The organism is Stygiolobus sp. RP850M, assembly GCF_037389295.1.
Lineage (GTDB): Archaea > Thermoproteota > Thermoprotei_A > Sulfolobales > Sulfolobaceae > Stygiolobus.
On sequence record NZ_JBBHKU010000030.1, the window covers coordinates 1 to 24,826 of the forward strand.

A 24,826-nucleotide genomic window follows, 5' to 3' on the forward strand; every position below is an offset into this window, starting at 1 on the left:
TATTCTCAGCTGTGAAGCGCACTTTTGGGGAATCCGTCAGGGCTACAAGCTTTTTGGGACAAGTGGTTGAGGCTAAGCTCAAGTTCTGGGCTTATGCGTGGATGGTCCACTTGGCTAATTCCTTAGTTGGTAGAGCTCCGGGTATTAGGGTGTGAGCTTGCGAATAACGTTGAAATAAATATTAATTACTAAAGAATTCTCAATGTATCATATCATGCTTATGAAATAAATTGAAGAGATCAACAAAGCACCTTATTCCGATTTATCTAAATTAAGAGGGATCCCTAGATATGAGTTTTCTAGAGGTATAGAAGGTAATGAAATATTAGATATGACTGGGCTGAAGGGCGTTGAGGATTTAGGTGATAGGCTAAGAGTATTAGCTGGTACTCCTTGGAGGGATGTAATTAGGTATAGCCCTGAATTATTCGGTAATCTTGATTTCTCAGTAGGCGGTAGTGTATTCTTTGGTGATGCTGGGTTCGGATTTAATGAATTTGGACTGATTAGAGATCGTGTAGAGATCGAAGGGTATCTTAACGGAATTAAATATACAGGGAAATATAATGGAGGTATAATATACACTGTATACATTAAGAAAGAGCTAAAATAATTAATTAACAAAGGTTATACTACAGATGACATAGACGCAATATTATACAAATTAAAGAGTTGGTTTTCCTCCGGTTTTCCTCCGGTTTTCCAGCGTTTAGAGATATTACAATTAACATTCAAGGGGGAGTAGCTAAGTTAATCGTCGCTTATCCGTCCACTAGAGAGCAACTCTTGTTAAAGTACGTTTCTGACTTACAGAAAGTAGATCCGGTGTATGAAGATTTGTCTCCCAGACATAAGTATAGATATTACGGTACTACTGACCTTAACGGTATTTTTCAGATAAAGGAAAACTTGAAACGAAGCGAGAGAACAATACTTCGGTTCAGGGGAACAAAAATCTACTTTGTCATTTACTCCAATACTACGTTAAAATTCATTGACACAATCCCATTAACATCTTATTCGGACTCGGATGCACAGAACAATTTAAACGGGTGTGTACTTTGCGGCAGATGCGTTGATGTATGTCCTTACGGGGAAATGATGGGCTCTCCAATTTATACTCCATTAGGGCTTTACGTGCTACAACCATTAGGATTTGCGGAAGGTTTAATAAACTGTCATATGTGCGGAAAGTGTGTTGATGTATGTCCCTCTAAGCTTGATATACTTTCTGACTTAAGGAAGTATGCAAGGTATAATAAAATAGACACTTCATTACCAGAAGTGAGGGAACTACCTGCTACTTCGGTAATAGTACTTACTCCTATAAGTAAGGGCTTTGAAGATAGAGCAATCAGGGCTTTGCTTTATCTTCACTCTAAGGGGAAAAAAGTTGGTCTAATAAAACTGGATATTAACGTCTTAGACTTGTTGCTGGATAAGGTTGATTGGGAGAATATATCTAAGAAATTAGAGGGAGTAAATGAAATATTGACTATAACTCCAGAAGAATACCACTATTTACAACCTATAAAGAGATTTAAAATAATCGATATTATCCTCGTTGAAGAATTGATATTACCAGATACAGATATAGAGGGAGAAAATCTTCATATCCCATGTATGCTTGGAATAAAGACAAGAAAGAAAGAATTAAACAAATGCAGTCTGGCTTTCTTAGAGGAAATATCTGGTAAAACTGTTGAAAGTAAGTTACCAGCTAAATATACCTTATGCCCCATAACTGCTAGGAAACTTAATATAAAGACCCCACTAGACACAGTCTTTCCCACTCTAAACTTAGAGGCGTTAAAGAACATAATATCAAAACTCCACCAAGGAGTAGAGGAAGGTGATTTGTTAATGGATGACTCAAAGTGGTACGAGGATATAGCTGAGGAGCTTTTCAAAAAAGTTGCTGACAAGATAATCTCAACTCAGCTCAATCGGTTAACCAAAGAAGAGTTATTGTTTCTTTACTTCTTTATGGATAAATTTGCCGAAATAAATGAGAAGGATAAAGAAGTTATTATAAAAGAGGTAAATAAAATTTTAGGCTCTAACTAAATAAAGTAAATGTCCTACTTCTGGCAAAATCAATTCTTTTGTTGCTAACCTAACAGCGTCTGGAGACCCTGGCAATAAGTAGACGACTTTTTTCCCAATTATCCCTGCGCTTGCTTTGGTTAAATACGCTGCAGCCCTCACCTTAGGGTCATCAAAACTGATATTTCTAAATACGTCAGAAAAACCTTCGATCTCTCTATCAAAAATAGGTCTTATGGTCTCTACAGTCTGGTCTGAAGGTGCATATCCAGTCCCTCCAGTGGAGATTATTACGTCCACCCTTGGATCGTCTAGTGCTTCCGCAAATGCTCTAAGTATCTTAACCTTGTCGTCAGGGACTAAGGAGTAGCCTACGACTGTGTAGCCGGCTTCAATAACTAATTGTTTTATAACATCACCAGACTCATCAACAACGGGTTCTTTTTTAGATAGTTTCTCGTATCTTGACGTGCTTACCGTTATTATGTAAAAGTTTATCTGTTTAGGGGCATGTTCTCTGTGTTTTTCGTGAGCATGAGTCATATAATCCTAACCTCCTTGGCTAAGTCTAAGTCAAGGTCGAGGAATTTATTTCTTTCGAGTAATATTCCGTCTACATACAGTCTTGTGCCTTCTTTAATTTCGGTGAATCTAGTCCTAAAAGAGGTCAGAGTTAGACCTTGTGTCGTTTCATAAATGACAGGGAGAGTATAAGATTTTTTCGCCTTAATGATCTCTATTATTCCCCTGAATTCTCTCTGTCTTATTACCAATCCAAAGTCTACACATTTTACAATCTTGAAAGTGTAAGGTGTGCCATTAAATATTCCCTCAAGTACTCTATCTCTTTTTAGGGTTTCAAAATCCCTTTTACTAAGCACTTCAACTTCCTCTTCATTTAAAGCATTTAGTGGGATCGTAACTCCTCTTCTTCTTAGTTCCAGTAGGGTGTAATAATGATCCGGATTGAATGAGAGAAAATCCATATCATTGTACTTATTAGCGTAGAGTAAGCTACCTGTTATTCCTACTGATCCGTTAAAATAGCTAAGAAATCTTTTAACATTTTCGGGTCTTTCTTTCTTAGGATCGAAGGGATCGAGGATAACACTTTCTTCTAAGGGAACTAGTGGAACTTCGAAACCGATCTCATCTAGGTATTTTAATAGATGCTGAAATTTCTGCTTAACGAGGACTAACGCTTCGTTTAACTTCTTGATTTTTCTACCCTTATACAATCGAGGAATAGCTACAGCATAACCATCAGGATGAAAACAGCCTTTAACTGCCCAAATCACGTTGTCATAAACGAGAAAATATCCCTCAGTAATCATCAGCTTTAAAGGAGTTCGTCCAGTCTTTAAATCTTGTGAAAATATTAATCATAGGAAGAGGAATAACTGGTAGCACATTATATTATCTATTCAGGGAAAAAGGACACCAAGTCTACGTAATAGAGTCGGGCTTTAGGAAATTTTATCCTACCCTGATTCATTCTTTATTACTTCGTGGGAAGGACATAGATTTAGCTTTAGATTCACTGGATTTCTATCGATCTCATAACGTACCTTTGTTTTCGTATTCCTCTTATACTATAGGGAAAATACCTTCAGAGGTATTCGATGATTGGTTGACGAGGGGCTTTGAAGTTAGAGAATTATACGTGGACTGGTTGAATACTTCAGCCATAGAGGGTAAGAAGACCGACAGACTTGTTGGTGTCAAAAACTTCGTAGACTCTGTCCCTTATTCTTATGGTAATGCGTATGTGGACGCTAAGGGTAGGATTTTCATTAGCAAAGAGAAAGAGATTAGTGGGAAATTTGACATCATAATATTATCTTCTGGTGCATGGAACTCGGTATCTACAAGTTTTAAACTTCCTCTTAAGAGCTACTATTGTTGGGCTTGGGCTGTTCTTACTACAAAAAGAGAGTTAGATAAAGTGTTTGTATACGACTACGAACTCGGGTTTTATTCGAGACCGGTACTAGGAATCGGTTCTTTCCTTTCCATAATAGGAGACGGCGATACCATTGAGTGTTCTCCATTTACACCACAAGCTGGTGACAAAAGGGCTGTAGAAGCTGCGGGTAAAAGGTTAGGACCCCTTGTACCGTTCTATAAAGGGGAAGGTTACTGTGAGGGAACTCCAGATATGAGACCAGTTTACGGTCAACTTACCGATAAGATATATTACATAGGGGGCCTTAACGGATACGGAGCAGAGGTAGGTCCAGGGTTGGCGAGGCTCCTCTTCCGTTTCATTATAGAGGGGGAGGAAGACAAGGATTATTCCGCGTCCAGATTTAACGGAGTAACAGAGTTTAAGATAAGTAAAGAGCCTCATGAATTCTAACTTCTATATATGTCAAGGTGTTTTTTTATCAACTCCTCATCCTTTAGTTCTTCTTCGTTTACTTCTAAATGGAGCCTTTGTCTTTCTTCACAGTCTTCACAGTCATATACTACCCACGCGTTTAAGAACTGCTCCCCGTAATAAAATTCCATAGCTCTCCAACCGTAGTTTTTTAAGAGTTCTTTAACTACTTTTAATCTCGTTGTAGGAAAAGCTACAAATTTCTTCATTTTGATGTAGTAGGGCTTCAGCGTTAACAAATAGTACCCGTTTACTAATACAGAAGTAGGAGTGTGAAACTCATCGAGATCACTAACTTTCACTAACTCTACTTTTCCCTTAGTATCTAGATAAACGGCTACGTTTCTGTAATCTTCAAACATGTCCCTTAGGTAATGCCAAGGAGGTGCAGGAGAGCCTAATATCCAGCTTAACATGATAACTCTTTATATACCCAGTGTGATAAATTTGATTCTAAATAATGATGATGTGACGGTTTACAGAGCTGATGAAGACCGCTTCCCTGACTGAGAGAGGGTTCGATATGAAAATGGATTACGTTAGGGACATTACCTCAGTTCAGAAGAAGGTAATTGATAAGTACGGTACTCTTTATGGTCTTGACGATATTGTGAAGAAAATTATTGGTCTTCATAGGACTGGAGTACTGAATATAAATCACTCCGTTTTAGAGATCATATTGGCCGCCCACCTCTTAAATCAAGGGTTTAAAGTTTATGCGGAAGTAGAAGTAGCGGGTGGTATAGTAGATATATATGCAATAAAGGGAATAGATATTTCAATTGAAGTCGAAACAGGTTACGTACCTCCAACCAACGCTATTTCAGCTGAGGAATTCCTTATGGGTAGATTAGCATTGAAAACAGCTAGGTATAGCAATGTTGGTCACGAGTTTTATATAGCCGTTCCTTCCTTTTACATACCCCCAATTCCAGAGCCACTATTAATCCCTCCAGAAGAAAGGAAGGAGGACGATATCAGGAAAGTAATGTTCTTAATAAGGAAATACAGTAAATCTCCTGATGTAACTCTTGACGACGTTAAGACGAGTAAGATTAACGGTATAATAACTATAAACACTAAATCATTAGACGTAAAAGTGATTGATATAAAGAATTTCTCCACGTTAAAACACTTTTATAGCCAAGTATAAGAAGGCAAACGATATAAAAGGCACTCCTATGTTGTCGTCCAAAAAAGGCGCGATCTCAACTAGCGTAGCTATTACTCCAGATATTGCACCGTATATACCGAAAAAGTAATAACCCAGAGGAACACACACGATAGCCATTCCTACACTTCCCCAAAATCCCTTCACTCTCCTCTTGTACACGTAATTGCGGATAATTCCAGTTACACCGTCTCCGAAAGACATGTAATAAATTGGCAACAAGGGAATGAATACGTCTTTAGTTAACCAGTAGTCGTGATCGAGAAATTCCATAATCAAGAGTAATGTTCCGAAAGAAAAAGTATAGTAAACTTCGCCTCTATTTCCTTCATCCTGAAACCAGTTAAGGTAGTTTTTCTTCGCTCTGTGAAATATTAAATATGCCATCAGAACATAAGATGCTATAATAGGGACAAGCGGAGAGGTGAAAACAAAAGGTGCAAGTACGGCTACAACACCTCCTCCTAACATGTGTATTACTTTTCTAGCAACATAGGTCGTTGTAATTTTGCTAATGAGTTTTGATATGTAAAGAGTGACAGTAGCTACCCATATTGTTAATGCAATACCCCATTCAACGTCTCTTATCGTTAATAACATCAATAATGAAAGCTGTTACATTAAATTATAAGTTCAGCTATTCTTACTCGTGCAAGTCTTTTTGTATAAGAGGATTGGAGATTACCTATTACCTTCCCAAGAGGGAGATGTCATAGTAACAGTAAGTAACTTTCTTATCAAGGTTTACGATCGTAATAGCGGTTTAGAACTAAAAGATGTGAAGTTCAAGTTATTTGGAAACGAAATACCTCACCTGAATAAATTAAAAGAGCTCGAGAAAGCTACGGGAATCGATGTTGACGAAAATTATGCCTTAGCTTTTCCTGATCCTAAGATAAGAATACTAAAACTGAATCAACTTGCCGGTTACGTATTTGAGGAACATGTATATTCCGTCTTATCCTCTTACTTTAACGTTAAGAGGTACAAAAACTCGGGAATTATGTCATTGCCTAAACTGGGTTTAACATTCCATAATACACCGGACATGTTAGTTGAAGATAAAGTAGTGGTAGAAGCAAAGGTGGGACTTTACGAGTTAGAACAAATTAGGGACTACGAGAGAAGATATTCGAAAGGTGTTATAGTTTTCCCTTGGGCTGGCAAATGCAAGACCTCAAGGTGGGTTTGTTTTAACTACTTTTTAAAGGACTATGAGAGGGTAGTGAGGTATATAAGGAGTTTAATTAGTTAAGTAAATATCTACCTATGCTAATAGGTGAATTTTTAAATTCAGCAAGTAAAGAGAGGGTATGGAAATAGGTACGCCTCTTCTCGAAGGTGCAAAAAAACTCCTCTGGCTTGGCGGAGGAGAACTGGGTAAAGAAATGGTGATAGAAGCCCAGAGGATGGGTTTAGAGACCGTAGTAGTGGACAGATATGATATGGCACCTGCGATGCATGTAGCTCATAGAAAGTATGTAGTGAACATGTTAGATGGTAATGCAATAAGGAGTATAATTAAAAAAGAACATCCAGACGCTATAATTACTGAAATAGAGGCAATTAATACTGACGCATTGCTGGATCTAGAACAAGAGGGCTTTAGAGTAATTCCTAACGCTAGAGCCGTCAAGATCTGTATGAACAGACTAGACCTTAGAATGTTGGCTGCTGAGAAGGTAAAAGTGCCTACTACTGCTTATGCCTTTGCCGAGACGTCAGAGGAGGTTAAAAAAGCATGTAAGGACATAGGCTATCCATGTATAATAAAACCTGAGATGAGCTCAAGCGGGCATGGTCATGAGGTAATATATAGTGAATCTGAAGTCGAGGAAAAGTTTAAGGAGGCATTGACCCATGCCAGAGGAAAAAGTAGTAAAGTTATAGTCGAGGAGTTCATAAACATTGATAGAGAGCTTACAGTACTTACATATAGGTACCCATTGATTGACGGAGGAGTTCAGACGAAGACTTTACCTCCGATAGAACATCAGAGACCTAAAGACGTATATTACTACGTTGAATCATGGCATCCCTCAACTGTTCCAGAGGACGTAGTAGCCAGAGCTAGAGAATATGCAATGAGAGTTGTTGACGAGCTAGGTGGTTTCGGTGTATTCGGTGTAGAGATACTTATTAGCGGTAATAGAGTTCTCTTCAGTGAAGTATCTCCGAGACCCCATGATACTGGGCTAGTGACGATGGCAAGTCTGGATATTAACGAGTTTCAAATCCACGTGAGAAGTGCAATAGGACTCCCAACTCCAGAGGTCAAGTTAGTAACACCTGCAGCAGCTCACGTTATTTTGGCTAATAATGAAAAGTGGGCCCCTAAATTCATTAATGTGGAGAAAGCTCTAGAAATTCCTGGTGTTCAAATAAGGCTCTTCGGAAAACCCTCTACTTACTATAAAAGGAGAATGGGCGTTGTCCTAGCTACTGGTAAGGATGTAGAGGAAGCTAAAGAGAAAGTTAGAAAGGCTTCGTCACTTATACTAGTATCATAATCCATGAATTTTCTTTAATTTTTCTACTATCTCCTCTACTCTCTCCTTCACGAATTCTGATGAGGCTAAGTAACAACAATCCTCAAGTTCCAAGAACTCCGTGAAGTCTAAATTTGCTAACTCCGCTGTAGATAATGCCCATATTTTTGCCGTTGACTCGTAATTATAACCTCCACCTCCGGTCATAACAATCTTAGCATCATAATCACGAGCAAGCTTGTGGAGAGTTCTAATCAAGTCTAAATAACCTTTGTTAGATAGTTTTAACTCAACTAAAGGATCAGTAAAGTGCGAGTCTCCCCCGTTCAGGATTACAATTAGATCCGGTTTAAACCCATTTAGCTTAGGTACCACAACTTGGTTGAATGCATATAAATACATATCATCTGCAGTCCCGGGTGGTAGAGGAATATTCATAGTCAACCCTTTTGCATCTCCTTCTCCTATTTCGTCAACGTCTCCAGTACCGGGGAAGAAGCCCTTATGGTACATGTGAAGGGATATTTTAAGGACTTTAGGATCATTTGCAAGAAGTAGCTGTGTCCCATCACCATGATGACCGTCTATATCTACTAGAGCTATTCTGTTGAATTTTTCCTCGGCTATTTTTATCCCTAAGGCTACATCATTAAATACACAAAATCCGGAAGCTGAAGTGTATTTCGCGTGGTGGAATCCTCCGCCTATGTTTATCGTGTGATCATATCTATCAAGTAATTTTACGGCGGTCACAGTACCACTAACCCTAACCAAAGCGGATTCAAATATACCTTTAAACGCCGGTGTATCACCGTCATCTAAATATCCTCTTCCTTCTTCACTCTTTTTCTTCACAAACTCAACATATTCCTTTGAGTGAACTTTGTACAACAATTCCTCGGGTATAATGTCCGGTTTTACGAGATCTATATGGTGAAATGCACCTCTTTCTTCAAGTATTTTTTTCGTCATTGATTCACGGAGTGATTTGAAAGGATGAATCCCAGGGAAAGAATAGTCCAAATAACGATCATCCCATACGAATGCCGTCTTGTGCATTACAATTATCTACGTTGAAAAACTATATAAGTGTAGAACTGGATTTTTCCATGATGAGTATAAAAGAATTAATCGAGGAACCGAAGGTAGTAGCAACTTACAACGATAGGATAAGGGAAATAGTAAGTAAGATGAGGGAAAATAATCAGTGGGTAGTACCCGTAATTAAAGAAAAAGAAGTCGTGGGGATGCTAAGTTATAATGATCTCCTAAGAAAAAGGATCAGTCCCGAGTCTAAAGTAATAAACCTTATGAGTCCTTTACTTTCGGTAAGCGAAAAAGACGATATTCAGAAAGTAGTGGCTAAGTTCTACACGGCTAAGGCTAGGGCTATTCCAGTTGTTGATGATAAGAAAAGATTAGTGGGTATAATCACTAGGGAGAGATTACTCTCATATTTCTTAGGTAGTGGTGACTTTGCGAAAGCAAGGGTTAGAGAATACATGAACTCACCAGTTATAACTGTTAATGCTGAAGATTCGGTAGCAAGAGCTAGATGGCTTATGAGTAATAACAACGTGACTAAGTTACCAGTAATGGAAGAAAAGAAAGTTTCTGGAATCATCTCCGCTAAGGATATTGTAGATAGGCTTTACAGTAGTGGGGGTAAGAAAAAATCCTCAATCCTCACAGAGGAAGAGAGGTTGATGGCATTACCCGTAAAGGAGATAATGAGTTACCCAGTTATAACCGCAAAAGGTGACGATATTGTAGAAAAGGCGATAGAGACAATGTTGTCTAAGAAGATATCTGGAATGCCGGTTCTAGAAGGGGAATATTTAGTAGGTATGTTTAGTGGTATTGACGCAATAGCCATCATCGCTAAAAAGTATCAGATGGAGATACCTATTGAGGCAAGATTGACAAGTGAATTAAAACAAGGGAATATGAAAGCTCTCATAGATAGTATATTAGAGAGGTACCTTTCGAGACTAGAGAAACTCACGGACATTATAAACTTTAAAGTGACGTTTAAAGAGGAGTCCAAGAGTGAAGGTAAGAAGCTATATCAAGTAACAGCTAGAGCTGTAACAAAAGTAGGCGACTTCGTAACTAAGGACAGTGATTGGGATCCGGTAACTGCCGTAAGAAAAGCAGTTGAAAGGTTAGAAGAAAGAGTGCAGAAGGAATTAAGAAAAATGGAGACCACTAGAAGGAAACCAAAGGCAGAGGAGAGTTGAAATTTGCAATAGTTCAGCCTACTAGTACTTTCTCAGCAGTACAACTTACTGAGGAAGCACTGAAGGCGGGAGCAGAAATAGTGTTGTTGCCTGAGAAATGGACTAAGCACTTAGACGATGTACCTTTAGTGGATTTCCAACGACTTGCTAAAAAGTACACGTCTTATGTAATACCTGGAGCCGTAGAAGACGGTGTCTCAATTATTTCACCGGTCATAGACCCGAACGGTGAAGTAAAAGGAATAGCTAAAAAGATACATCTTTATGAAGACGAAAAAAACAGACTTTTTCCCGGGTCTTCGACGATTATATTTACATATAGAGGTGTAAAAATTGGTATAGTCATATGCTACGACGTTGACTTTCCCGAGGTAATAAGGCAGATGTTCGTAAAGGGCGTCGAAGTAGTGCTAGTACCATCGAAGATTCCTCAGGATGGGTTGGAACTTTGGAGGGATTATCTTAGAGTTAGAGTACTCGAAAATAGGTTAGCAATTGTCAACGCCAACGCTTTACAGTTACCAGAATACTCAGGTAAAAGTGTGGTATATGTTCCCGTGAAAAGAGGTAAATATGTATACGCTGAAAAAGTTGCAGAAATGGGATCTTCTGAAAACTTCCTGTTAGTTGACATAAACCCGCTTCATTATATGGATTTAAGAGTAAACAGACTAAAGGAGTACTCTAATTTTGAAATAAACGAAATTTGAATTCCTAGAGAAATAATCATTAAAAAATAAAAAACTATTTAGGATTTAATTGAATTTTCAACTAACTTCAGTGGATGTGTCTGGCGAATTATCGGTTGATGGTGAATTACCCTGTGAATGGTGGTGTCCATGGTCTCCATGGTGTCCATAAGGATGAATTAATAGTAGAGACTCGTTATTTACACGCAAGTCTCCGTTTGGGTTATCAGCCACTTTGTAATGTATCGTTATTATTACATTATACTTACCTGCTGTTAAGTTGAGTTCCTGATTGTCGTGATATAAAGTTAAAGTTAGTGTAGTGTTTCCGATGTTTATCGTGACATTGAACGAGGAGAACACTTTAGACAGTTTTTCTGTGTTTAATAACTCTATTTCATAAGTTCCATTAGATGAAATTACAAGAGTAGCGTTTGCAGATACTGTTCCCGTTTCACCAGCTGTTATATTGCCTAGATTTATGTATGCAGGAATTATTTCAGTATTATTATTATTACTATTATTATTAGTTTGTATTACATTATATGATATATATGATAGCGGTCCGTAGCCATGCATTCCAGCTAGCATTACACCAGTCGCTGCGGCACTTGTCACTATTAGTAGTAAGAGGAGTAGTGGTTTCATTTTTGGTCATAACATACTTCGTGTTTCACCCTTATTAAGATGTCATAGGTTAAAAACTGTTTCATAGTGTTTCAGATACAGAAATAATATATTTTTCCACTATGAGAGTTTGGTGTGAAATCGTTAAGTGCTTTAAGCTCAAAAAATGAAATTAAAAATTTAGTTGAGAAAACTATTGAATTTTCAAATAAATTAGATTTACAGCCAATTATTACATTTTATCTTGAGGATAGATTGTTACGAAATTTAATCAAAAAATTAGATAATAAACTCGGTAAATTATTTCAGGAAAATAAATTCAATAGAGAAAGGTTTATTCAAGACGCAGTGAAAACTCTAGTTGAAGACGAACAAAAGCTAACAAGTGTAAAAGATAAAATCATAAACAAAAAATATATTCAATACATTTATTATGCAGTTCCAATAGATAATGTGGAAGTCACAATAGTGAGAAATAATTGGGTTCCACCTAGAGCTATAATCCTCAGAGGTAAAGTCAGATTCACCTTTATGCCCCATACTACCTTTAGTGAACTTGAACAGAAAATAAACACTCAGAATGAGGACGACATAATACTTGAATTCGAAAATGGAGTAGTGATTAACTATGAAAGGAAGAGAAACATATTTACCGATTTTCGTAACACTTCTGAAGTTCTTCAGTCTAAGGAGCAAGTGATTGTCAATCTAGCCCCAACCTTAGATACATATCTTCTCACAGCAGTAATTGCGAACAACGTATATCCGTGGATTAATAGAGTGAGAATTACACGTAATGGAGAAAACCTAGAATACGAGATCATATCAGGGAAGGCAAGTAAGGAAGAGGTGATTAACGGGAATACAATCGATCCTCAGAGTAAGGCTGAACTATTCTACGATTATAAGGCCAATAAAAAACTTGACGCAGAGTCTATAATAAACGGTATCATTTACAAATTACCCGGTATATAGGATTTCCTTGTCAATAGGTACACTTCTTATTTTCTTCCCTGTTAGGTCTTCAACTGCACTCGTAATTGCAGCAGCTGCTACTCCCACTGGGATCTCTCCTATACCTTTTGCACCTAACGGAGTATAAGGTGATGCTGTTGGAACTATATTAATCTCAAATTCTGGCAAATCTAACGCTGACGGAAGTCCGTAATCTATTAATGAAGTAGTGAGTAATTCACCCTGTTTCCCGTACTTGTATGCCTCATATAACGCAAGCGAAACTCCAATAGCCGAACCTCCTATTACTTGCTCTTTAACTAACTCTTCGTCAATAGGGGTACCCGGGTCTATATATACTATCAATTTTACTGGTTTAATTAGCCCAGTTTCCCTATCCACTTTAACAACTGCTATATCACATGCGAACGGATAAGCTGTAAATCTGTACTTCCCTTGGTGGTTAAATGTGTACGTTACCTCTGTTCCGTCAAACTTGGAAATGTATAGCCTATCTCCGTTTTTAGTGATGAAGTAACCATTTGAGAACTCGACTTCCTCTCCGTACTCCTTCCTTATCCTTTGGGAAATCACCTTTACCAGCTCCTCAACAGCGCCCTTTATTGCACCAGCCATAAAGACCGCCATTCTGCTTCCTCCGGGGCCAAATGAAGGGGGAGAGGAGTCGCTGTCAATCGTTTCTACGGTAACTAGTTCTACTGGTATACCTAAAAACTGTGAGACTAGCTTTACAGCCGTATGTTCGTTCCCTTGTCCTTCCGGACTGTAACCGACTTTTACGACTACTTTACCGTTTCTGACCTCCATCTTAACACCTTCTGTTCCTGATGGAGTGCTAGGATCGGTAGAACAAGCCAACCCAATACCATAACCCTTCTCTCTTAAGTTCCATAAGTCAGTTCTTTCGAGGGCTAAAGATAACAGTCTATTCGGATCTCCTGAGTCATATAGTGTGTAAGGAGCCTCATATGGGAAACTGTCTATGAAGTTCTTCTTTCTGATGTCGCTCTTGCTTATTCCAAGCTCTTCCGCTAATGTGTCCATTATCCTTTCTAAAGCCCAAGTGTGGGGTGGGGTGCCAGCTCCTCTAAATGCTCCCGGCGGATTTTTGTTAGTTGCTATAAGTTTAGCACTGTATCTGATGTTTCTTACTTTGTAAGGCCCAGCTAAAATACCAGAAGGCTTGAAAGCTTGTCCGTTATACAAGCTAGCACCTATGTCTTCAAACACGGTAAAGTCTAACCCCGTTATTAACCCGTTCTCTTCGTAGTATACTTTTATTTTGAAAGTCCTTTCTGGTCCTGAACTGTTAGATGCCTTTAAGTGCTCAGTTCTGGTCTCTATCCATTTTATAGGTACGTTAAATTTAGCCGAAGCCTGGACTAGTACGGAAATGTAAGGTGCTAATGAAAACTTTGAGCCAAAACTACCTCCGGCCCTGAGAGGCACTAGTTTGACTTTTCTTCCGCTTGTTTTGCTAATTTCTTCAGCCAAAAATTTTGGAGCTTGAGCATTAGAGTAAACTGTTCCGTCTGGGTACACTATTGCACCAAAGGTCTCTATAGGGTTTCCCGAAGACCTAGACCAATAAAGGTCTAAATCTAACTCCTTGTCGCCAAAAGGAATAGTGCCGTATTCCAAAGTCTTTTCGTATACCACATTAGTCTTGAGCTCCTCGAAAACCAGTACTTCATTCTTTAACGCTTCCTCTACATTAGAAACCGGTTGTAAAACTTCATAGTCAATGTTAACCAAGTCCGCAAGGTCTTGTGCTTTATAAGGATCTTCGGCTATGATAAGTGCTATAGGCTCTCCTTCGTATCTTACTTTTTTGAAAGCCAAGGGTAGAGTCAAGAGTGCAGAGCCTTCATTCTCTCCTTTTTCGCCTTTATTAAAATAGAGATCTTTTGCAGTAAATACGAGCCCTCCTTTCCTTATCACTTCCTCTGTATCTATCTTGAGAATTCTGGCATGGGGATATGGACTCCTTACGAAAACACCGAAATAACCTTTATACGGTATATCGTCTACGTAATTTCCTTTTCCTGCAAGCAAATCTAATACGTCGTTTCGTCTCATGTGTAAGTAAATGTGCTAATGTATTTAAAGCATTGTTTTAATCGATCTATTCTACATGAGATAAATAGAATTATTTAAAGAATTTTTATTTTTCAACAATTGTTTAGTTTGATTTACAAAATTATTTATATTCTGGAATATCGAGACTATAAGGTGGTATGAGATTAACATGGATGATTGGAGGAGCACAAGGTACTGGGATTGATACATCGGCTACTATTTTCGGTAATGCCATAGCCTCAGCTGGGTATTATGTATTCGGAAACAGAGAGTATTATTCTAACATAAAAGGTAGGCATAGTTACTTCACGCTAACGATTTCAGATAAGAGAGTAAAGAGCAATACACAAAAGGTAGATATCCTTGTATCCTTTGACGCGGAAACAATATTTCACCACTTTACAGACGTTACATCTTATTTGATATACAATAAGTCCGTAGAAAATGTTAAGTTAGATTCTATTCAGGCAATGGAGGAAGAAACTAAGGATAGAATAAGAAGGTCTCTTCGCATAGACTCTCAAGAAGTGACAGTATATTCAGCTCTTAAGGTAGCCCAAGAAAAAGGAGTTAAGTTAATTCCAGTGAATTATGAAGAGATAACTAAGAAAATCGCCGACGAGTTTAAGCTTCCCTTATCCGTTGTAGAGAGGGTCAAAAACACTATAGGAATAGCTGTTTCTTACAAGCTCTTGGGATTAGAACAAGAGATTTTAATCAAAGCGAGTAATAGAACGTTTAAGCAGGAGCTTTTTAGGAAATTAAACGCAAGAGCTATAGAGGAAGGTTCTTCGCTAACAGACTCGGTCTATAACCTTAGAACGTTGAAGACCAATAGTGAGAGATATTGGTTGGATGGGAACACAGCAGTGGCAATAGGAAAAATATACGGTGGCCTCAGATTCCAGTCATATTATCCTATTACCCCTGCCTCGGATGAAAGCACGTTTATAGAAGCTCATCAAGAGGTTCTGATGACAGATCCAAAGACTGGCGATAAAATTAAAGGTACTGTAGTAGTTGTCCAGGCTGAAGACGAAATATCCGCGGTTAACATGGCAATAGGGGCTGCATTAGCAGGTGTAAGATCAGCAACTGCAACGTCTGGGCCAGGATTCTCATTAATGATTGAGGGTTTAGGATGGGCAGGGATGAATGAAGTGCCCGTTGTTATCACCTATTATATAAGAGGTGGTCCCTCTACGGGATTGCCTACAAGAACCGGTCAATCGGATCTCCTATTCCCAATGTTTGCGGGACACGGCGAATTCCCAAAAATAATAATAGCTTCTGGAGACCACGCGGAAGCGTTTAGGGACGCGGTATGGGCTTTAAATCTGGCAGAGAGGTATCAAACTCCCGTTATACACCTTGTAGAGAAAACTCTAGCTAACTCCTATTCTACAATACCTAGGGAGGAACTTAAGTTAGAAGAGCTAAAAGCAGATAGGGGTAAGATAGTATATAAAGCAGACCCCACATATCGTAGGTTTATGTTGACATCTGACGGAATATCAACGAGAGCGCCTTTAGGAGGAGCTCTCATGTATTATACAGGGGACGAACATAACGAGATGGGTCACATATCTGAAGACCCTGAGAACAGATTATTCATGTATGAGAAAAGGATGAAAAAACTCGAGACAGCAGACCGTGAAATTCCAGAAGAGTCTAGAGTTAAGGTATTCGGAGATACTGATTCCAAGAATGTCATAGTTACATGGGGATTTGCGGGTTCAGTCCTTGAAGACGTAATCAACGAGGGTGGCATTGACGCTCTGATATTACAACTCAGAATGTTCTCTCCTTTCCCTACAAAGCTTGTATCAAATATGCTCAGTGATAAGGAAAAAATAATTGCTGTTGAAGGAAATTACTTAGCTCAAGCCTCAAAACTCATAACAATGTTTACTGGAATTATGCCTACTAACTATATTTTGAAGTGGAATGGAAGGCCGTTCCTGAAGGACGAGTTAGAAAGTGCGTTAAGGCAAACCATTAAAGAGGACGTTAAAAAGGTGGTTTTAAATGGAGGCGCTTAAACAGTTCAAACCTGAGTGGAGTGACTGGTGTCCAGGTTGCGGTAATTTTGGCATACTTAGTGCTGAACAGCAAGCAATAATGGAGCTAGGACTAAATTTAGAAAGGGTTGTAATCGTATCTGGAATTGGATGTTCTGGTAAACTACCGCACTTCATGAGGGTACCAATCTCTGGAGTCCATACTCTACATGGTAGAGCAATAGCATTTGCAACTGGAATCAAGCTTGCTAATCCTTCGCTGGAAGTAATAGTGAATGGCGGAGACGGGGACTTACTGGGAATAGGAGTCGGTCATTTTGTTTCAGTAGGAAGAAGAAATATCGATATTACGGTAATAATTCACGATAACGGCGTTTATGGTCTCACAAAAGGGCAAGCCTCTCCTACACTTCTGAGAGGAATAAAGACTAAGTCGTTACCTAAGCCCAATATTAACGATGCGATTAACCCTCTATTCTTGGCATTATCCTCTGGGTACACCTTCGTGGCTAGGGGGTACGCCTATGACGTTAAACACCTCAAAGAATTGATAAAGATGGCTATAAAGCACAAGGGTTTAGCAGTAATAGATGTACTTCAACCGTGTCCAACATATAATGATATAAACACTAAGGAATGGTACGACAAAAGGGTGTATAAACTCGAGGAACAGTCTGACTGGGATCCAGTAGCGAGGAATGAGAACGAGGTCAAGGATAAGCTAAAGAAAGCATTAGAGAAGAGTCTAGAGTGGGGAGATAGGATACCCATTGGAGTATTCTATAAGAACGAAATAATCCCATCTTTTGAGGAAAGAATTAGCCAAACTGCGCCTTCTTACCATCAGTATTACCCCTCCTCTCAACCAATTGATGTAGACGGTAAATTAAATACCCTTATAGACGAGATCCTGAAAGAGAAGAAAGTAGAGAATTAGATCTCAAGTTTTCCGTTTTTTAAATAAATTTTTTTGAAAGTAGGCGGCAAGTTTGTTAAGTCTTTCTGTGAGGCGATCATGACACAGCACCAGTCCTTATATTCCCATGGATCTTGATCTCTAAGGAAAAACGACTTTAACCTATCTGGAACGGAGCTTTCAAGAATTTTATAGTCTTGAAAGGTTGAATAAACAGTGTAAATGTTATCAGCTTGTATTTCTTTATCTAATACTCTCCATACTACCGGTCTTGCCTTGACTTTCTCCCAAGGTTCAACTACTTCTCCGACCTTAAACCCTGCTGGAGCTGTGCCTACTACTTCTAATATTTCTTTCATTTCAACTTTTCCTTCACTATCAATAATTACTAGCGTATCGCCTTTCGGATAATAGAAGTAGTACTTGTTAGATGCAAAACCTAGTAGGACTACAAAAATCTTCTCACCGTTATAATTTAAGAAGTACTCTTCAACAGTCAAAAGCTATACCCGAACATAAAACGTGATTTGGATCTAATGAATTTTTCAGTAACCTTAGAGAGGTATAAGAATAACCCAAACAATCCTCACCATCTCTACACCCCTTTTCGATCACTACAGTGTAATCCTCACCGCGTAATGAAAGAGCTTTTTCGTCACACGTTCTAACATATCCACTTCCGTAAAACGCTATCCCAGAGGAGAATTTTTTTAAAAGTTGTAATTCTTCACCTCTGGCTGTAACTACCCCGTAGATCCTTTCGCATCTCATACCCGTTGGTAAAATGCCTTCTATTACTTCTGAGTTTTTTGAGATCTTTTCAATATAACTTGAAAATCCTGCAAAAATTGCATAGGTGGAGATCTTCGAAGAGTCTAGAAAGGATACTATTCCCCACGGGTTTTCTCGTACAATATCTTCCGGTCTGTCGACTTTTATTGATATTATTTTCTCGGGTTTAGGTAAAACTTTGATATAAAGTTCTAGGTAAATACCCAAGGTTCCTAAGGCCCCCGAGAGAGCTTTCCAAATCTTGTAACCGCTGGAGAACTTGGTAGTCTTTCCCCCGCTCTTTATTAATTTACCGTCACCGGTGACTATTTTCGCCCCTAATATCAAGTCTCTAGGATAAGGGTACCATAGGGAGAACGGTGAGGGTAAATTAGTTGATATTAGACCGCCGATAGTACCTTCGTAAAATGCAGGAAAGAACAAGTTGTTATTGGACAGATGTTCTTGAAGGTCGTTGAATCTAACCCCGCTTTGAACAGACACGTAGAGGTCGGAAGTGGAGCTTTCCAAGATTTTGTTTAACCTTATAGTGGATATACAAATTTCGAATGGTTTTTCAACTACGTGGTGAGTTCCCAGTCCCAGAACGTGAACTTTCTTACCGCTATTATTAGCGTTTCTTACGATTTCTAAGATCTCTTCATAACTTGTAGGTTCAAACAATTCCTTACATTTCATGATTGTGTATAAACATTTTAAACCATAATAACAATTTAAGCTTGTGCAATTAATTGACGAGCTAAAGCAGATCGTAGGAGAGGAATGGGTGATTTCTTCTGATGAAAAAAGGCTATACGGTTTTGACGGTCTATCCGCTGTTAAGGGAGAACCAGAACTTGTTATTCTACCGGGAAGCGAAGAAGAGGTCGTTAAGGTAATAAGGTTGTTAATTTCACGGAGAAAGAAAGTGATAGTCAGAGGTTCAGGTACCAGTCTTAGTGGAGCTACAGTTCCGCTTAATGGCGATGAAGTAGTTGTAGGCTTAAGCAGGATTAACAAGGTATACAGCATACAAGGCTTAGAAATAGAAGTAGGTCCGGGTATAGTTAACGCCATAGTTACTAAAAACGCTCCTTCTCACTTATTTTACGCACCAGATCCTGCAAGTTACCAAGTTTCAAGTATCGGAGGTAATATATCACATGACTCGGGAGGTATTCATGTTGTTAAGTACGGCCCTACTTACAATAGTGTAATAAGATTAAAGGTAATTTTGCCGAACGGTGAGATTGAGGAATTTAAGCCTTCACCGTTTCTCAACCCTAGTAGTATATTTATAGGGGCAGAGGGCACGCTCGGAGCTATACTTAGAGCTAGACTTAGATTATTTGTGCGACCTAAGGAGAAAAAAAGTGTAATAGCTTCATTTAACTCATTAAGGGATGCAGCGAATACGATAGTGGAGATATTCAGAAGCGGTGTAATACCTTCGGCTTTAGAGATGATGGACAGATACTCGATTATAGCTATAGAAAAGAGCAGATATAAGGCAGGTCTGCCAGAGAGTGAAGCACTGCTATTAATAGAGCTTGACGGTTCGCAAGTATCCGAGGAAGAGAGTAGAGTGAAATATGTGATAAGTAATAATAGAGGAGAAATAATAAGCACTAAGGACGAGTCGAAGTATTGGAATGCAAGGAAAGGTGCTTTTCCTGCTATGGGAACTATATCCCCCGCATATATAACTCTGGACTGTAACGTGTTGAGAAGCAATTTGGCTGAAACATTAGAAAAAATCAGGGAGATATCCATGAAATATAATGTCTATATTGCTAATGTGTTTCATGCAGGGGATGGTAATCTACACCCTCTAATTTCCTATAATCCGGAGGACTTCGATAGCTTTTATAGGGCAGTCAGGGCGAGTGATGAAATAGAAAAGCTAGTGATAAATAACGGCGGTGTGCCTTCGGGTGAACACGGAATAGGGATCGAGAAGGTTAAGTATCTCGGAGTATATTACGACGAGATAAGTTTGGACGTAATGAAGAGGTTAAAAATAACGTTCGACCCGGAAGGTTTGTTCAATCCGTGTAAGATGTTCGGTAATTGTAAAGTAAATTCGAGAGAGTTAAAGGTGTTATGGGAATGGGATTAAAAGAAGAGCTTTCTAAATGTGTGCATTGTGGGTTCTGTCTTGAGGTTTGTCCTACTTACGTAATAACTAGGTCTGAAACTCATTCACCACGCGGTAGGATTACAGCCGTGAAATTAGGTATTAGCAGTGTAGGTCTTAACACTTGTATGTTCTGCAGGAGATGCGAACTTGCATGCCCCAGCGGGGTGAAATACTCAGATATAATAACTTCAGTCCGTAAACCCAACGTAATAGAGAAAGTTTTGGTAAGAATGCTAGAGAGACCCGAGACACTCACTCCCTTTATAAAACCCGTACTCAGGTTGAACGGCTTTACCCCGTTGAGTTATGAGGAAGAGGATTACGATCTGGTATTGTTCCCGGGATGTATAATGTCCGTAGTCTTTAGGAGTACTGTGGAGAATGCGTTGAGGTTTTTGAAGAATCGAGGGTATAGAGTGAAGATTCTGAACGGTTGTTGTGGATTGGCCCACACTCATGTAGGAGAGACCAGGAGAGCTGAAGAGCTAATAAGCAAGCTGAAGGAAATTAAGAAGCCGATAGTTTCTCTTTCGTCTAACTGTTCGGCTCATATGAAGGAGAAGGGTTTAAACGTATATGACTTCTCAGAGTTTTTAATCAAGTTCGCTAAGGAATTACCTAAAAAGGATATGGAAGTCACTTTACATCAACCCTGCCACGCTCACCTATCAGGGATCGATAAGTATGACAGACAAGTTTTAGAAATGATGGGGGTTAGGATTAGAGAAGCTGAAGAACCGTCCTTCGAATGCGGTGCTGGAGGTGATTACTTTATCTTTAATAAGAATATGGCTAGTCAAGTTATGCAAATTAAGAAGGAGAAGACTCTGAAGAGCGGAGTGAATACAGTAGTCTCTACAAACCCTTCTTGTTCTATTGCTTTCATTAAAATGGGCTTAAACCCAATACATATTGCTGATTTGATTTTTAAATAATGAGTCTTTTTACCTTACTCTTCTCTTATCTGTTTAGACTAAGAAGTATTATGAGAAGAATCGGAATTAAAGACTGTGAAGATAAGAGTCTAGACATGATAATAACAGTCATTAACCAAAAGGGTGGGGTCGGTAAGACTACAACCTCCGTAAATCTCGCTTATACTTTAGCTAAAACAAAAAACACAGCGTTAATAGATTTGGATCCCGAGGGAGGAGCCACTGTATCCTTCGGAATAAAAAGAGAAAAGAAAGATTATCCCCTAGGAGGTAAAAGCGTAAATATTTTTAACGTCGAGATGTTCCCTGCCCACATTGGGTTATTGAAGGTGGAACTTAACGGAGATATAGAGTCTACAGTCTCTACTCTACGTAAGATAGCCGAATCTTTCGACTACCTAGTTATAGATACACCTCCCAACTTAGGTACGTTGTCAGTATCAGCTATGATGGCAGCAGATAAGATCGTTACGCCGATAACTCCGCAGCCATTAGTGCTCGAGGCGGCAAAAAATCTTGACTCTAGACTCGTAAGTCTTAACAAGAAAGCCTTCGCTGTTACTAACATGAGTAAAAAGGCTGTAAACGTTGATTATTCTGCAGTGAAGAGTATAGATATCACAATACCTCAATCTAAACTGTTCTCTGAAGCCACTAGACTCGGCGTTCCGGCAGTCAGGTATGAAGAGTTCAGAGTCAAGAAACCTAAGTTAGGAAGTCTTTACGAAAAGTTAGCTAAGATGGTGATCGAGTGATGAGTGAGTTAGATCTCATAATAAAAAGAAAAAAAAGTGACGTTGAGAGCAATGAGGTAAAAAAAGAAAATTCTGAAACCGAGGTTAAACAACTTGTTGAGACAAAAGATATAAGTAAAATAGAAGGAAACTCTACAAAAGAATTAAATAGTTCCAACAAGGAAGACAAGTCTCCAGATGTAAAATCCGAGAAGGATAAATCGCTTGTAATAAAGGAGAAAATGAAAGAGTTTATTCAAAAGGATCCTAAGATTGGTGTATGGAGCTATCAGGCATTTTTAGTGCTTCAGTATCTCTATCACACGGTACCTAGCTTTAAAATGAGCAAAGTAGCTAAAGAAGCCCTAGAGAAAGGTCTAAGTGAAATGTATCCTGAACTATTTAAAATTGCAACGGAATTAGCTAAAGAAGAAAAGAAAATTTAAGGGTATTTCATGCCTCAACACTTATTCATAACTTAAAATTGCTAGAGCTATGTCTTTTTCACAAACTTAACGTAAAATAGACCTAATGCAGAGATTATGAAAAGTAGTAACCCAATTCCTAGTATGATGAAATCCACCTCTAATAACACGGAAGAATGAATTAGTAATACTGTAAATGACGTTGTATGTGTATTAGTTATTGTAGCTTGTGATACACTATAAATATTGTCTACTTGATTGTTGTTTTGAACCTTACCTACTTCTTGAAGGTTAGCAGGAGCAAGAGCAGGAGGCTGCCCTTGGACTAGCATATCAGCACTTGTCACTACTACTGAGGAGTTAGGAGGTACTGTAATTTTTTCTTCATAATGATAAATAAGATAGTCACCAACTCCGATACCAATTATCAGCAAGAGAATTGATATCAGTAATATATTTTTCCACTTAATCATAATTTGTAAACTTTGCCTCGCCAAAATATATACTTTTCCTTGTAAGCTAATATTGCTATCGCCAAAGTGAAGAAAATTGCCGGGACCGACATAATTGACGGTATAATAGAACTAGTGATACCTATCGTAAAACTTCCTCTTATTAAATTCTTTATTATCCATATTAACATTGGTGTAAGGAAAAAAACGTTATGAGTTAGAAAGAACGAGAGGATAAAAAGTGAGAAGAAGAAAGCTATTAATAAAAACCCTTTGTATCCTTTGTTAGAATATATCCTGACCGTTAGTATCTGCCTTTTGGTCCATCTGAGTAAGTCTTTTTCTTCGAAAACGTTTAAAGGCATAGCCTTAAATACGAAACCTATTTTACCTCTTTCCTTTGCTAACCTTGATAGTGTACAATCGTCGCACCACTGTGTCTTAAGTTCTTCGATAACATCTCTAGTAAAGAAATCCTGCCTGAAAGCCATAGAACCTCCCCAGAGAAAAGTTCCACCAATCGCTTGTGACTCAAAGCCAAAAGTCCAAAATCCTGCCCTTATTAGGTTTTTTATAGTGAGTCTATATGGCTTAGGCCATGAGAAAACTGTAGTCGCCACGTAGTTTGATAAGGGTGAAATCAACTCTCTTAACCAGTTTTTAGGGTAATATGTATCCGAGTCCGCGAAGACGATTATATCTCCTTTAGCGTATTTTAAACCGGTCAGTTGTGCCCTAATTTTACCACTACACTGAGAACAAGTTTCCTCGGAAACTACAATCTTAACGTTGTGCTCCTTTAATACGTCTACGATCGGGTCTCTTAGGTCATCCACAACATAAATAACCTCATAATCCTCATAATCCTGACTAAGTAAGGACTTAACATTATTATCAGCGTTTATATCAAGGCCTCTTACGGGAACTATTACCGAGGCTTTTCCTCTAAAGTCCCCTCTGACTGATCTCTTGAGCTTGATTTCTTGTACTATTTGGTAAAGTAACAATATGTTTGCCACAATTGGTAAAGTCAATAATATTACGTAGATCAACATATTCTAATCCAAGACGGCTAAGTAAGTTTAAAGCGTTTTCACTAATCCCTGGAGCTACAAGAATTCCCCTTACTAATTGATCTCTTTCTCGAAAATACATCACATATCGATATAGCTGTGACACGGCCTGCAAAGTTGCCTTAGAACGTTTAAACTCTAGGACAATATAATTGCCTTTATTATCTTTACCCAACAAGTCTATCTTACCGTAAGGTGTATTATATTCTCTTTGTAAAGGTTTAAATCCCTCCTCAATCAGCTCAGGTTTTGAAATTACCAAGTCTACTTCATCTTTCTCACTTCCCATTAGGATGAAGTTCCCTTCTTCTACTACTGAAGAGGTTATAAAAAATACTCTAGACGCTAAAATCTCGAGTTTTTCCTTCGGTCTCTTTCTTACAGCCTTAATCCTAAAGACTCCGCTCTCTATACTCACCTCTATTATTGAGCCAGGCGGTTGCCAATTAATTGGTTCTCTTTTAGTACCCTCGTGAACAATAACACTTCCATCAGCCTTGACTATAATAAGCCTTCTCGATGAGGAAGCTTTGGAGAAAGCTCTACCCTCATATAATATTTCACATTCTGCAAGAATCGTAATTAGTGACCTGCTAAGATTTCTCTCAACAAAATCCTTTGCCTCCTCAAAATTAGGATTTAGTAATACCTCATACACAGTAT

27 protein-coding genes and 1 pseudogene are annotated in these 24,826 nt (G+C 38.6%); 16 read left to right on the top strand and 12 right to left on the bottom strand.

Translation table 11 applies throughout. The annotated features are described in order from the left end of the window. The 3 genes and pseudogenes from WIW52_RS02790 to WIW52_RS02800 all read left to right on the top strand — a co-directional run. Positions 1-155: pseudogene (locus WIW52_RS02790) on the top strand (IS5/IS1182 family transposase); the annotation flags it as partial. A gap of 176 nt (positions 156-331) precedes the next feature. Further along, entirely contained in the window at positions 332-613 is a 282-nt protein-coding gene (locus WIW52_RS02795; RefSeq protein ID WP_337708466.1) for a hypothetical protein, read from the top strand. 59 nt (positions 614-672) lie between these two features. Continuing rightward, the gene (locus tag WIW52_RS02800; protein ID WP_337708468.1) at positions 673-2,067 is read left to right on the top strand and encodes a 4Fe-4S dicluster domain-containing protein; all 1,395 of its coding nucleotides are present in this window, start codon (positions 673-675) and stop codon (positions 2,065-2,067) included. Here the strand turns inward: WIW52_RS02800 and WIW52_RS02805 are convergent. Beyond that, positions 2,053-2,589, bottom strand: a complete 537-nt coding sequence (locus WIW52_RS02805; protein WP_337708470.1) for a MogA/MoaB family molybdenum cofactor biosynthesis protein — start codon at positions 2,587-2,589, stop codon at positions 2,053-2,055. The two genes, WIW52_RS02800 and WIW52_RS02805, sit on opposite strands and share 15 nt — an antisense overlap. Beyond that, positions 2,586-3,380, bottom strand: coding sequence for a hypothetical protein (locus tag WIW52_RS02810; protein ID WP_337708472.1), 795 nt, complete (start codon positions 3,378-3,380; stop codon positions 2,586-2,588). Before WIW52_RS02810 ends, WIW52_RS02805 begins: the two co-directional genes overlap by 4 nt. A gap of 35 nt (positions 3,381-3,415) precedes the next feature. On the opposite strand from WIW52_RS02810, the gene WIW52_RS02815 reads away from it, so the two are divergent. Further along, positions 3,416-4,405 carry an FAD-binding oxidoreductase gene (locus tag WIW52_RS02815; protein WP_337708474.1) on the top strand — a complete coding sequence of 330 codons (990 nt, stop codon included), beginning with the start codon at positions 3,416-3,418 and terminating at the stop codon, positions 4,403-4,405. Here the strand turns inward: WIW52_RS02815 and WIW52_RS02820 are convergent. Continuing rightward, on the bottom strand, positions 4,402-4,842 hold the full coding sequence (locus tag WIW52_RS02820; RefSeq protein ID WP_337708476.1) for a hypothetical protein: 441 nt from the start codon (positions 4,840-4,842) through the stop codon (positions 4,402-4,404). The two genes, WIW52_RS02815 and WIW52_RS02820, sit on opposite strands and share 4 nt — an antisense overlap. A 71-nt stretch (positions 4,843-4,913) precedes the next feature. Here WIW52_RS02820 and WIW52_RS02825 point away from each other — a divergent pair, with 71 nt between their 5' ends. Next, on the top strand, positions 4,914-5,579 hold the full coding sequence (locus tag WIW52_RS02825; RefSeq protein ID WP_337708477.1) for a hypothetical protein: 666 nt from the start codon (positions 4,914-4,916) through the stop codon (positions 5,577-5,579). On the opposite strand, the gene WIW52_RS02830 is transcribed toward WIW52_RS02825, so the two are convergent. Further along, on the bottom strand, positions 5,553-6,197 hold the full coding sequence (locus tag WIW52_RS02830; protein ID WP_337708478.1) for a phosphatidate cytidylyltransferase: 645 nt from the start codon (positions 6,195-6,197) through the stop codon (positions 5,553-5,555). The two genes, WIW52_RS02825 and WIW52_RS02830, sit on opposite strands and share 27 nt — an antisense overlap. A 49-nt stretch (positions 6,198-6,246) precedes the next feature. On the opposite strand from WIW52_RS02830, the gene WIW52_RS02835 reads away from it, so the two are divergent. Beyond that, a complete protein-coding gene (locus tag WIW52_RS02835; RefSeq protein WP_337708479.1) occupies positions 6,247-6,852 on the top strand; it encodes a hypothetical protein in 606 nt (201 codons plus the stop codon). A 58-nt stretch (positions 6,853-6,910) separates the two neighbouring features. Continuing rightward, positions 6,911-8,107, top strand: coding sequence for a formate-dependent phosphoribosylglycinamide formyltransferase (gene purT / locus WIW52_RS02840; RefSeq protein ID WP_337708481.1), 1,197 nt, complete (start codon positions 6,911-6,913; stop codon positions 8,105-8,107). Here purT and WIW52_RS02845 read toward each other — a convergent pair. Continuing rightward, entirely contained in the window at positions 8,102-9,145 is a 1,044-nt protein-coding gene (locus WIW52_RS02845) for an acetoin utilization protein AcuC (protein WP_337708483.1), read from the bottom strand. The genes purT and WIW52_RS02845 overlap by 6 nt on opposite strands. A 50-nt stretch (positions 9,146-9,195) precedes the next feature. Here WIW52_RS02845 and WIW52_RS02850 point away from each other — a divergent pair, with 50 nt between their 5' ends. Together WIW52_RS02850 and WIW52_RS02855 are read left to right on the top strand one after the other, a co-directional pair. Beyond that, on the top strand, positions 9,196-10,326 hold the full coding sequence (locus WIW52_RS02850; RefSeq protein WP_337708485.1) for a CBS domain-containing protein: 1,131 nt from the start codon (positions 9,196-9,198) through the stop codon (positions 10,324-10,326). Next, positions 10,323-11,036 (top strand): carbon-nitrogen hydrolase family protein, encoded by a 714-nt coding sequence (locus WIW52_RS02855; protein ID WP_337708486.1) that lies wholly within the window; start codon positions 10,323-10,325, stop codon positions 11,034-11,036. Before WIW52_RS02850 ends, WIW52_RS02855 begins: the two co-directional genes overlap by 4 nt. A gap of 57 nt (positions 11,037-11,093) precedes the next feature. Here the strand turns inward: WIW52_RS02855 and WIW52_RS02860 are convergent, their stop codons facing one another. Then, positions 11,094-11,663, bottom strand: coding sequence for a hypothetical protein (locus WIW52_RS02860; RefSeq protein WP_337708488.1), 570 nt, complete (start codon positions 11,661-11,663; stop codon positions 11,094-11,096). Positions 11,664-11,990: 327 nt separating this feature from the next. Between WIW52_RS02860 and WIW52_RS02865 the strand changes: the two genes are divergently transcribed. Beyond that, positions 11,991-12,617, top strand: a complete 627-nt coding sequence (locus WIW52_RS02865) for a hypothetical protein (protein WP_337708489.1) — start codon at positions 11,991-11,993, stop codon at positions 12,615-12,617. Here the strand turns inward: WIW52_RS02865 and WIW52_RS02870 are convergent. Beyond that, positions 12,603-14,696, bottom strand: coding sequence for a xanthine dehydrogenase family protein molybdopterin-binding subunit (locus WIW52_RS02870; protein WP_337708491.1), 2,094 nt, complete (start codon positions 14,694-14,696; stop codon positions 12,603-12,605). The two genes, WIW52_RS02865 and WIW52_RS02870, sit on opposite strands and share 15 nt — an antisense overlap. Before the next feature lie 158 nt (positions 14,697-14,854). Here WIW52_RS02870 and WIW52_RS02875 point away from each other — a divergent pair, with 158 nt between their 5' ends. Then, positions 14,855-16,738 carry a 2-oxoacid:ferredoxin oxidoreductase subunit alpha gene (locus tag WIW52_RS02875; protein WP_337708492.1) on the top strand — a complete coding sequence of 628 codons (1,884 nt, stop codon included), beginning with the start codon at positions 14,855-14,857 and terminating at the stop codon, positions 16,736-16,738. Further along, positions 16,725-17,654 (top strand): 2-oxoacid:ferredoxin oxidoreductase subunit beta, encoded by a 930-nt coding sequence (locus WIW52_RS02880; protein WP_337708495.1) that lies wholly within the window; start codon positions 16,725-16,727, stop codon positions 17,652-17,654. The genes WIW52_RS02875 and WIW52_RS02880 overlap by 14 nt, the downstream gene beginning before the upstream one ends. Here WIW52_RS02880 and WIW52_RS02885 read toward each other — a convergent pair. Then, a complete protein-coding gene (locus tag WIW52_RS02885) occupies positions 17,651-18,133 on the bottom strand; it encodes a hypothetical protein (protein ID WP_337708497.1) in 483 nt (160 codons plus the stop codon). The genes WIW52_RS02880 and WIW52_RS02885 overlap by 4 nt on opposite strands. Then, positions 18,123-19,103 (bottom strand): FAD-binding oxidoreductase, encoded by a 981-nt coding sequence (locus WIW52_RS02890; RefSeq protein ID WP_337708498.1) that lies wholly within the window; start codon positions 19,101-19,103, stop codon positions 18,123-18,125. Before WIW52_RS02890 ends, WIW52_RS02885 begins: the two co-directional genes overlap by 11 nt. 43 nt (positions 19,104-19,146) lie before the next feature. On the opposite strand from WIW52_RS02890, the gene WIW52_RS02895 reads away from it, so the two are divergent. The 4 genes from WIW52_RS02895 to WIW52_RS02910 all read left to right on the top strand — a co-directional run bounded on the left by WIW52_RS02895 (position 19,147) and on the right by WIW52_RS02910 (position 22,659). After that, a complete protein-coding gene (locus WIW52_RS02895) occupies positions 19,147-20,523 on the top strand; it encodes an FAD-binding oxidoreductase (RefSeq protein ID WP_337708499.1) in 1,377 nt (458 codons plus the stop codon). Continuing rightward, positions 20,514-21,479: a (Fe-S)-binding protein gene (locus WIW52_RS02900; protein WP_337708501.1), complete on the top strand. Its 966-nt coding sequence runs from the start codon at positions 20,514-20,516 to the stop codon at positions 21,477-21,479. The genes WIW52_RS02895 and WIW52_RS02900 overlap by 10 nt, the downstream gene beginning before the upstream one ends. A gap of 95 nt (positions 21,480-21,574) precedes the next feature. Beyond that, a complete protein-coding gene (locus WIW52_RS02905; protein WP_337708516.1) occupies positions 21,575-22,234 on the top strand; it encodes a ParA family protein in 660 nt (219 codons plus the stop codon). After that, positions 22,234-22,659, top strand: coding sequence for a hypothetical protein (locus WIW52_RS02910; RefSeq protein WP_337708503.1), 426 nt, complete (start codon positions 22,234-22,236; stop codon positions 22,657-22,659). Before WIW52_RS02905 ends, WIW52_RS02910 begins: the two co-directional genes overlap by 1 nt. A 47-nt stretch (positions 22,660-22,706) precedes the next feature. On the opposite strand, the gene WIW52_RS02915 is transcribed toward WIW52_RS02910, so the two are convergent. The 3 genes from WIW52_RS02915 to nucS are packed head-to-tail and all read right to left on the bottom strand — an operon-like array spanning position 22,707 to position 24,821. Next, positions 22,707-23,111 (bottom strand): hypothetical protein, encoded by a 405-nt coding sequence (locus WIW52_RS02915; RefSeq protein ID WP_337708504.1) that lies wholly within the window; start codon positions 23,109-23,111, stop codon positions 22,707-22,709. Then, positions 23,108-24,145, bottom strand: a complete 1,038-nt coding sequence (locus WIW52_RS02920; RefSeq protein ID WP_337708505.1) for a glycosyltransferase — start codon at positions 24,143-24,145, stop codon at positions 23,108-23,110. The genes WIW52_RS02915 and WIW52_RS02920 overlap by 4 nt, the downstream gene beginning before the upstream one ends. Further along, positions 24,036-24,821, bottom strand: coding sequence for an endonuclease NucS (gene nucS, locus WIW52_RS02925; protein WP_337708506.1), 786 nt, complete (start codon positions 24,819-24,821; stop codon positions 24,036-24,038). Before nucS ends, WIW52_RS02920 begins: the two co-directional genes overlap by 110 nt. Positions 24,822-24,826: the final 5 nt, after the last annotated feature.

What these genes read in the sequence shown, in the direction of transcription:
- WIW52_RS02795 (WP_337708466.1), top strand. Translation starts at nt 332, where the DNA reads ATGACTGGGCTGAAGGGCGTTGAGGATTTAGGTGATAGGCTAAGAGTA.
- WIW52_RS02805 (WP_337708470.1), bottom strand. Translation starts at nt 2,589, where the DNA reads ATGACTCATGCTCACGAAAAACACAGAGAACATGCCCCTAAACAGATA.
- WIW52_RS02810 (WP_337708472.1), bottom strand. Translation starts at nt 3,380, where the DNA reads ATGATTACTGAGGGATATTTTCTCGTTTATGACAACGTGATTTGGGCA.
- WIW52_RS02820 (WP_337708476.1), bottom strand. Translation starts at nt 4,842, where the DNA reads ATGTTAAGCTGGATATTAGGCTCTCCTGCACCTCCTTGGCATTACCTA.
- WIW52_RS02825 (WP_337708477.1), top strand. Translation starts at nt 4,914, where the DNA reads ATGAAGACCGCTTCCCTGACTGAGAGAGGGTTCGATATGAAAATGGAT.
- WIW52_RS02830 (WP_337708478.1), bottom strand. Translation starts at nt 6,197, where the DNA reads ATGTTATTAACGATAAGAGACGTTGAATGGGGTATTGCATTAACAATA.
- purT (WP_337708481.1), top strand. Translation starts at nt 6,911, where the DNA reads ATGGAAATAGGTACGCCTCTTCTCGAAGGTGCAAAAAAACTCCTCTGG.
- WIW52_RS02845 (WP_337708483.1), bottom strand. Translation starts at nt 9,145, where the DNA reads ATGCACAAGACGGCATTCGTATGGGATGATCGTTATTTGGACTATTCT.
- WIW52_RS02850 (WP_337708485.1), top strand. Translation starts at nt 9,196, where the DNA reads ATGATGAGTATAAAAGAATTAATCGAGGAACCGAAGGTAGTAGCAACT.
- WIW52_RS02860 (WP_337708488.1), bottom strand. Translation starts at nt 11,663, where the DNA reads ATGAAACCACTACTCCTCTTACTACTAATAGTGACAAGTGCCGCAGCG.
- WIW52_RS02870 (WP_337708491.1), bottom strand. Translation starts at nt 14,696, where the DNA reads ATGAGACGAAACGACGTATTAGATTTGCTTGCAGGAAAAGGAAATTAC.
- WIW52_RS02875 (WP_337708492.1), top strand. Translation starts at nt 14,855, where the DNA reads ATGAGATTAACATGGATGATTGGAGGAGCACAAGGTACTGGGATTGAT.
- WIW52_RS02880 (WP_337708495.1), top strand. Translation starts at nt 16,725, where the DNA reads ATGGAGGCGCTTAAACAGTTCAAACCTGAGTGGAGTGACTGGTGTCCA.
- WIW52_RS02890 (WP_337708498.1), bottom strand. Translation starts at nt 19,103, where the DNA reads ATGAAATGTAAGGAATTGTTTGAACCTACAAGTTATGAAGAGATCTTA.
- WIW52_RS02900 (WP_337708501.1), top strand. Translation starts at nt 20,514, where the DNA reads ATGGGATTAAAAGAAGAGCTTTCTAAATGTGTGCATTGTGGGTTCTGT.
- WIW52_RS02905 (WP_337708516.1), top strand. Translation starts at nt 21,575, where the DNA reads ATGATAATAACAGTCATTAACCAAAAGGGTGGGGTCGGTAAGACTACA.
- WIW52_RS02910 (WP_337708503.1), top strand. Translation starts at nt 22,234, where the DNA reads ATGAGTGAGTTAGATCTCATAATAAAAAGAAAAAAAAGTGACGTTGAG.
- WIW52_RS02915 (WP_337708504.1), bottom strand. Translation starts at nt 23,111, where the DNA reads ATGATTAAGTGGAAAAATATATTACTGATATCAATTCTCTTGCTGATA.
- WIW52_RS02920 (WP_337708505.1), bottom strand. Translation starts at nt 24,145, where the DNA reads ATGTTGATCTACGTAATATTATTGACTTTACCAATTGTGGCAAACATA.